Source organism: Dysgonomonas sp. Marseille-P4677 (assembly GCF_016652235.1).
In the GTDB taxonomy this organism is placed as follows: domain Bacteria; phylum Bacteroidota; class Bacteroidia; order Bacteroidales; family Dysgonomonadaceae; genus Dysgonomonas.
This window is the reverse complement of the sequence record NZ_JAEPKU010000168.1, coordinates 1-8,271: the sequence shown is the minus strand read 5'-3', so window position 1 is coordinate 8,271 and position 8,271 is coordinate 1. Positions and strand designations below refer to the sequence as shown.

6 protein-coding genes are annotated in these 8,271 nt (G+C 34.4%); 3 read left to right on the top strand and 3 right to left on the bottom strand.

From position 1 onward, the window contains the following. From mreD to rodA, 3 genes are all read left to right on the top strand, one after another. On the top strand, positions 1-517 hold a 517-nt coding region (gene mreD / locus JGH11_RS18085), incomplete at its 5' end, for a rod shape-determining protein MreD (RefSeq protein WP_236264143.1). After that, complete coding sequence (locus JGH11_RS18080) at positions 499-2,472, top strand: penicillin-binding transpeptidase domain-containing protein (RefSeq protein WP_201114130.1); 1,974 nt, start codon at positions 499-501, stop codon at positions 2,470-2,472. The genes mreD and JGH11_RS18080, both read left to right, overlap by 19 nt. Before the next feature lie 24 nt (positions 2,473-2,496). Then, a complete protein-coding gene (rodA, locus tag JGH11_RS18075) occupies positions 2,497-3,954 on the top strand; it encodes a rod shape-determining protein RodA (protein ID WP_201114128.1) in 1,458 nt (485 codons plus the stop codon). Here the strand turns inward: rodA and JGH11_RS18070 are convergent, their stop codons facing one another. The 3 genes from JGH11_RS18070 to JGH11_RS18060 form a co-directional block, all read right to left on the bottom strand. Further along, positions 3,955-4,956 (bottom strand): ABC transporter ATP-binding protein, encoded by a 1,002-nt coding sequence (locus JGH11_RS18070; RefSeq protein ID WP_201114126.1) that lies wholly within the window; start codon positions 4,954-4,956, stop codon positions 3,955-3,957. It abuts the gene before it with no gap. A gap of 122 nt (positions 4,957-5,078) precedes the next feature. Continuing rightward, on the bottom strand, positions 5,079-6,110 hold the full coding sequence (locus JGH11_RS18065) for an iron ABC transporter permease (protein ID WP_201114124.1): 1,032 nt from the start codon (positions 6,108-6,110) through the stop codon (positions 5,079-5,081). A 124-nt stretch (positions 6,111-6,234) separates the two neighbouring features. Continuing rightward, positions 6,235-7,878 carry a C69 family dipeptidase gene (locus tag JGH11_RS18060; RefSeq protein ID WP_201114122.1) on the bottom strand — a complete coding sequence of 548 codons (1,644 nt, stop codon included), beginning with the start codon at positions 7,876-7,878 and terminating at the stop codon, positions 6,235-6,237. Between the last annotated feature and the right edge of the window lie 393 nt (positions 7,879-8,271).

The following is an 8,271-nucleotide window of genomic DNA, read 5'->3' as shown; positions in this document are numbered from 1 at the left end:
TAATATAATAAAATATGTATTAATGTTTGCAATACTTGTTCTATTACAAGTATTGGTATTTAATGAAATATCATTTCTTAATTATGGTGTTCCTTTTGCATATATTTATTTTATTATTAAGCTTCCTATTGGTTGTAATCGAAATCTGACTACTTTACTGGGTTTTATTCTAGGCTTTGTTATTGATATTTTCTGTAATACACCAGGCATAAATGCAGCTGCAACCACGTTGGCTGGTTTTATTTGTCATTCGGTTCAAAATTTATTCTTTATGACAGATGATTATAATGAACAAACTCCAGGAATAAGAACCTTGAGAGGTGCATTTATGAAATATGCTATATTTATGACTCTGATTCATCATATCATTCTTATTTCAGTAGAATCTTTTTCTTACTTTAATATCAAACTAGTTCTGTTAAGAATACTGCTTTCTGCGGTACTTACTTCTATTCTTATTTTTGCATTTGAAGGACTATCTTTAAATAAGAAAAGCTCATGGCAGAAAATAGCTTAGATCTTAATAAACGTAAATATATACTTGGAGGAATAGCTTGTAGTATAATTCTTATATATATAATTCAATTATTTAATTTACAAATAATTAATAGTGAGTATAAGAATTCTGCTGATGGAAATGCTTTTTTTAATAGGACGATATATCCATATCGAGGGACTATCGCGGATAGGGAAAACCGTTTATTAGTCTATAATCAACCTACCTACGATCTTGTATACATTCCACGTGAAGTACAACCATTCGATACACTGGATTTCTGTAGAACATTAGGAATTGACAGAGAATATTTTGATAAACGTTTGAAGGACATAAAAGACCGGCGTTTGAATCCGGGATATTCAACCTACACTTTGCAAACTTTTATGACGCAACTAAATGCGCAGGAAAGTGGATTATTACAAGAGAAACTATATAAATATCAAGGTTTTTTTATTCAGAAGAGAACTCTTAGACAATATAATTACCATAATGCGGGTTTACTTCTGGGTTATGTTGCAGAAGTAAGTAAAACTCAAATTGAGAACGATAGCTACTATGTGAGAGGCGATTATGGTGGTAAATCAGGTCTAGAATTGTCATATGAAAAATATTTAAGAGGAGAAAAAGGGGTCGAAATTCTACTAAGAGATGCTCATGGCCGCATTCAAGGAAGATATGAGAATGGTAAGAATGATATTCCACCTGTTTCGGGAAAAGACCTGACATTATCTATTGATATCGAACTTCAGGCTTATGGAGAGCATCTGATGCAAAATAAAGTAGGTAGTATTGTTATGATAGAACCGTCTACAGGCGAAGTATTATGTATGGTTACATCACCAACATATGATCCATCGATGCTGCTAGGGCGAGATTTTAGTAAAAACTATAAAGAATTAGAAAATAATCCCCTTACACCCTTATTAAATAGACCCATACAGGGGATGTATCCTCCCGGATCTACATTTAAAACAACTCAAGGATTGATTTTCTTACAAGAAGATATAATAACGGAGAATACAATGTATTCTTGTCATGGTGGTTATCCTCCATTAGGAGGTAGACCTAAATGTCACCCACATGGGTCTCCTTTGCCTCTTATTCCGGCAATAGCTACATCTTGTAATTCTTATTTTTGCTATGGATTACAAGCTATGCTTAGTAATAGAAAGAAATATAAGAGTTCTCCTGAGGCTATGGATGTTTGGAGGGATCATATGGTTGATATGGGATTTGGCTATCCGGTAGGAGTAGACCTTCCTTCAGAAAAGAGAGGTTTTATCCCGAATGGAACATTCTATAGTCGTAGTTTCAAACGTGAAAATTGGAGTGCATCAAATGTTATTTCAATAGCTATCGGACAGGGAGAAGTAACAGCTACTCCATTGCAGGTAGCTAATTTAGCCGCAACTATAGCAAATAGAGGACATTATTATGTACCCCATGTTGTTCAGAAAATTCAAGATACTCCTTTAGAAAATAAATATACAGAAAGACGAGAAACAGGTATTAAGAAGGAGCACTATGAGTCTATTGTGAATGGTATGGCCATGGCTGTTACCGGAGGTACTTGTCGTGGAGCAAATTTATTACCGGAGATTGAAGTTTGTGGCAAAACGGGAACCGCAGAAAATCCGCATGGTAAAGACCACTCTATTTTTATGGGATTTGCTCCGAAAAATAATCCTAAAGTTGCTATTTTTGTTATTGTTGAGAATGCAGGTTTTGGAGCTACATTTGGTGTACCTATAGGTAGGCTGATGCTTCAGAAATATCTAAAAGGTGAAGTGCCGGCAGGAGATAAATATATAGAAGACAGAATTGTAAATACAACAATTTTACCTCAGTCTTTCTTCAACTGGACCCGTTTAAATAAAAAGAGTTTTGAATTTACTCAACCTGTGGTAGAATCGGCTAATGTTCAGCAAGAAAATAATATAACTCCGTTTATACCGGAGACCAAAGAAGACTAATAAAAGAGGCTCTTTTATCAATATATGTATCAAAGGGAAGATGAAAATATAAAGAAAAGTATTGACTGGTTAACTATAGCCTTGTATATAATACTAATTATGTGTGGTTGGTTTAGCATATATGGAGCTAGCTATCAATACGAGCATGCAACCAGTATGTTCGACCTATCTAGCCGGGCCGGCAGTCAATTGATTTGGATGGGAACATCACTTGTCATTGGATTTATTATATTAAAGTTAGATAGTAATCTGTATGATATTTTGGCTTATTATATATATGCTGCATTTATACTACTGCTATTGTTAACCGTCTTTATAGCTCCCGATACAAGGGGGTCACGTTCGTGGCTTATAATAACAGATACAATAAAACTGCAACCTGCAGAGTTTGCTAAATTTGCAGTTGCTTTAGCCTTAGCTCGCTTTCTTAATAGTTATAACTTTAAACTACTCGAACCAAAAAATCTACTTACTATAGGAGCTATTATATTAATACCTATGCTATTGATCTTTCTTCAAAAAGAAACAGGATCGGCACTGGTTTATACAGCATTTATACTGATGCTATATAGAGAAGGGCTTCCCGGTATTATTCTATTTCTAGGATTATCAGCTGTTGTATTCTTTGTTGTAGGTCTTAAGTATTCAGAGACAGATATAGGGATCATTTCTGCAGGCGAATTTATATCTGTTATATTAGTTATATTAATTAGTATAGGTCTCGTTTTGAGCTATCGTAGAGATGCAATTGCTGCCCGTAATATATTTATTGGTGCAACAGCTTTATTTGGTACTTCCTACCTTATAATGTACTTAGGATCTTCTATCGATTTTGGTATCGTAGCTCTTGTTGCTTTGGCTATTTTAGTAGGATATCTTTTATTCTTAGCTAAGAAATATTGGTCTAAGGCCTATCTGCTTACTGCTGTTTTTGCTATTACCAGCTTACTCTTTGTGAGTTCGATAGACTATATATTTAATGATGTGATGCAGCCCCATCAGCAGATGCGTATCAAAGTCACATTGGGTATGGAAGACGACCTAATGGGAGCTGGATATAATGTCAATCAGTCAAAGATTGCTATCGGTTCGGGTGGCATATTAGGAAAGGGATATCTTAATGGGACACAAACCAAATTGAAGTATGTGCCTGAACAAGATACCGATTTCATTTTTTGTACTGTTGGAGAGGAACAAGGTTTTGTGGGCTCTGTTTTAGTCTTGCTGCTATTTTTGATATTAATATTACGTTTGATTTTTCTGGCCGAAAGGCAAAAGAATACGTTTGGCCGTGTATATGGTTATTGTGTAGCGAGTATATTTATATTTCATGTGGCTATAAATATAGGAATGGTCATTGGTCTAACTCCTGTGATCGGAATTCCTTTACCATTTTTTAGTTATGGAGGATCTTCGTTATGGGGATTTACCATACTATTATTTATCTTTCTACGTATAGATATGGCTAGAAAACGTAGATAATTACAAGAATTTAGCTAATTGTTCGTAGCTATTTAATTCTACTGATGTATCAGCCGTTTGCACTCTAATATTCTCTTTCGAACTAACAAATACAGAAAATAGGGCATCTTCCTTATCTTCTGTTACAGAGTATCCATGTCTTTCTATCATGTTTTTAGTCCAATGGAACAGATAGTTATCTGCATTTAGAAATACTTTCTTGTCACTTTTCCTATTTGGCAAGAAACTCCCTGAATTTCGGTCAAATGTTATACTATTCCCTTTAAAAAAATGATCCAATACGTCAGAAAGTATAATATCTTCCGTAACTCCAATTTTAAGACCATGATCTCTGGATAAGAGCCATAAACGATCGGCGAGGAGCAAGGCCATGTCTATATCATGGGTAGATAATAAGATTGTTTTTTCTTTCCTCATTGCCAAATTATGGAGTAGATTCATTATCTCTATACGGCTTTCAATATCAAGAAAAGCAGTTGGTTCATCAAGTAAAACAACCGGACATTCTTGAGCTAAAGCTTTAGCTATCATTGCTTTTTGTCTTTCTCCATCAGATAGTTGGGCAACATATACGTTTGCTTTATGCACAATACATACATCCTCCATTGCTTTCTGTACAATATCTTTATCTTCTTTGGTCAATTGTCCGAAAAAACCCGTATATGGATATCGTCCAAGCTCTACTAACTCTCTGACTAAAAGGCCCCCTGTGGATGTTTTATCTGTAAGAACTAGCCCTAACAACCGGGATAATTCTTTCTCTGAATATGTAGTTATATCCTTATTATTGAATAGGATTTTCCCATTCAGGGCTGGTTGTGAAGCACTAATAGTGCGGAGCAAGGTTGATTTTCCTGCACCATTCGAACCCAAAAGGCAAACTAACTCTCCTTTATATAAATTGAAAGAAAGGTCATTATACAAAGACGTTTTTTCACTATGCTTTGTCTTTGCATAACCAATACCTATATTTTTTGCGGATATAATTGTTTCTCCCCTCATTTCATATTTAATTTTAACTAAAAGGTGACAAAGTTGTACAGAATATTCTATTTTTATCGTTTAAGATACATTGGTTTATTTGTCACACATAGAATCTCATCTATAGATAATTGATTATATAATTAATTGAAATACTGTATCTTCTTTTGATTCAAAATCACATATATGATTACCGGAGCACCAAAGATAGGTGTAATTGCATTTAATGGTAACGCACCTGATGCCCCAGGTATTACACTTATTAAATTGCATATCAAGGCCATAACCGATCCTATTAAAATAGTCATAGGAAGCAACGATTTATGGTTTGAAGTACCTAGTAATAGTCTGGCAATATGTGGGACAGCCAACCCGATAAAAGCAATGGGACCGCAAAAAGCACAAGTAATTGCTGTTAAAAGTCCCGCACACATAAGTAGCAAGAAACGTATCAATTTAATATTAACACCCAGATTAGCAGCATATCTTTCTCCTAAGAGTAATGCATTCAGTGGCTTAATTAATAGAATGGATAAAATTAATCCAATACTGACTATAATGCAATAAAAAGGTAACTGATCTGTCGAAACTCCGGAGAAGTCTCCCATTCCCCAGATCATGAAAGAATAAGCATCCTCACTGGTACTCCAAAATTTGAGGATAGAGATGACGGAAGAAGTCAGATAACCAACCATAATCCCAATTATTAATAGCATAATGCTATTACGGATTACAGATGCAAACCCCATGATAATGGCAAGAATAAGTGCAGCCCCGACAAATGCTCCCAATACGATACTCATGGAATATGAAAAATCAAATCCACCAACAGACCCAATTGTATTTCCAATAAGTAGGATAACTAAAGCAACTCCCAAATTTGCACCAGCACTTATTCCTAAAATGCCCGCATCTGCTAATGGATTTCGAAAGGCTGTTTGTAGGAGTAGACCTGAAACCGCAATTCCGCCACCAGTAAATAAAGCTGTTATTGCCTGCGGTAATCGGGATTCAAGAATAATGTATACCCATGCCTGTTTCTCAACTTCATTTCCTGCCAATATATCGATGATAGCTTGAGGCGGAATTGATACAGAGCCTAGAAATAGATTTGAGAGAAACAAAAACGGTATACTTATAATGAAAATAAGACTGTATATCAGATTTTTAGACATATTCAATTTCTTGTTTCTTTTGTCATCCTAAACGAAGTGAAGTATCTGCTGTTTTAGATTCTTCACTCCGTCTAATAACGGTAAGGAAATATAAATAATTCCTTAGCTTGTTTTATAAATATATTTAGTATAATACTTTATATTTATCACCTGTTTCTTTTACAACATTGCGGTAAAATTCTTTTGGATATCCTACACGTTCAGGAGAAGACGGTTTCCCATGTTCATTACGGATAAACTCACCATCTTTTTCTTTACGTACTACACCATCCATATATTTTATAATAAGAAATTCACCTAATTTTTTCCATTTATCAAAAGCATATTGAGCCTGAGTCTCACTATATTTAGTAAGGAATTGTATGGCTTGTTCTGGTGATTGTTTATACAATTCTAAAGCCCTTGCCTCAGTTTCAGTCTGTTCCGAGAAGAATTTACCTTCTAGTTCTTTTTGTACCTTCTCCAAATCAGTATGCATATAGTTGTATTTGTTATATACCATATTCGAAACCCAGTTTTGAATCCAGAAGCTTGATGTCCAAGAGAAAGTGTACAAGTCACCATTTCCTTCACGATAACATTCCGGTATTTCAGTCACCGAACAATACATTGGTGTAAATACTGTTTGATCGGCATCATCTGTACCAAACCAAAGAACTCCGCCTATAGCATTAGGTAACCACGAACGCATTTGCGATGTAAACACAAAGCCTGATTGTTGAGTTGCTATAGGGCGTTCATTACAATATTCTACAGAATCAGATTTCCATGTCAAAGGAGCCCAACGGTAAGGAGATTTAAAAGGGCCTGCACCTATATCATTCGACCAATCTAATTCAGTACCTTCATAATGATCCCTCATCATTTTTTGTATGTCAGCTAAAGATAATTTTTTATCTGGTTTAATATATAGGGGCATAGGCTCTTGTGTTTTTCCTTGAGCATAAGTTACATATTTAGCCATATCTTTATTATTGCGGTTGAAGAAGCTCCATACACGTGCTTCACAAAAACGTTGCCCTCCAAAATCAAGTGGATTATATGCTTTAGCAAAACTAAAGTCCTGATCTTTTCCTGTATAATAACCTTTTTCCCTTGCAAAAGAAATAACATCTTTTGAGTAAATACAATTATCAGGATCGTTTAATGGAAATTGTTGTATTCTAGCCTGATTAGCATGAGCTGATATACAATCATCCGGAATCCGTACGGCTACCCATACCGTTCCTTTATTTCCTTTTCCTTTGCCAATCATCTCCAATACCCATATCTCGTTAGGATCTCCAATCGAAAAAGATTCTCCACCACTGTAATATCCATATTGAGCTGTTAGCTCTGTCATTATCCTTATAGCTTCACGTGCATTCTTAGCTCTTTGCAATGTTATGTATATAAGACTGCCATAATCCATTATTCCATCCGGATCAGCTAATTCTTCACGACCACCAAAAGTTGTTTCACCAATAGTTACTTGATGTTCGTTCATATTACCGACTACATTATATGTTTGGCTTACTTGGGCTATTTCGCCCATATATCGTCCGGTGTCCCATTCATAAACTTTCAACATATCTCCTTTGGACCATTTTTTAGCAGGCCAATGATAAAGTTCGCCGAATAAGGCATACGAATCGGCAGAATAGGTAATAATAGTAGAGCCGTCGAGAGAAGCTTTTTTGCCAACTAAAAAATTTGTACAGGCAAATATGCGATTCTGAGAGACTATACAAAATAGCAATACAAATAGTAATAATGATATCTTCCTCATAACACAATTTTAATTTATAGATGTAAAGATACTTGATTATTTATATAAAAAAAAAGAAGATGAATAAATATACAAAAGTAATTCTTGGTTTGATTACATAAGTAAATTACAAAAATAAACAAACTAAAACTTGGACTGTATTCAAATGTGTATATTGTAATCGAACACAAAAGTAAACTAAACAATATACATTTTTATCTAATCCTTTCATATACATTTGTATAATACATCTATATTCCTTATTTATACATATATTTTAATGTTATATACTATATAATCAGATAATTATTATAATTATATTAAGTGAAAGTTTATAGTATATCCTTTTAGATCGCTTAATTGGATAAATTTCAGCTAAATTAAGGATATGTTTGTATATTATTGCATTTATTA

What these genes read in the sequence shown, in the direction of transcription:
- JGH11_RS18080 (WP_201114130.1), top strand. Translation starts at nt 499, where the DNA reads ATGGCAGAAAATAGCTTAGATCTTAATAAACGTAAATATATACTTGGA.
- rodA (WP_201114128.1), top strand. Translation starts at nt 2,497, where the DNA reads ATGTATCAAAGGGAAGATGAAAATATAAAGAAAAGTATTGACTGGTTA.
- JGH11_RS18070 (WP_201114126.1), bottom strand. Translation starts at nt 4,956, where the DNA reads ATGAGGGGAGAAACAATTATATCCGCAAAAAATATAGGTATTGGTTAT.
- JGH11_RS18065 (WP_201114124.1), bottom strand. Translation starts at nt 6,110, where the DNA reads ATGTCTAAAAATCTGATATACAGTCTTATTTTCATTATAAGTATACCG.
- JGH11_RS18060 (WP_201114122.1), bottom strand. Translation starts at nt 7,878, where the DNA reads ATGAGGAAGATATCATTATTACTATTTGTATTGCTATTTTGTATAGTC.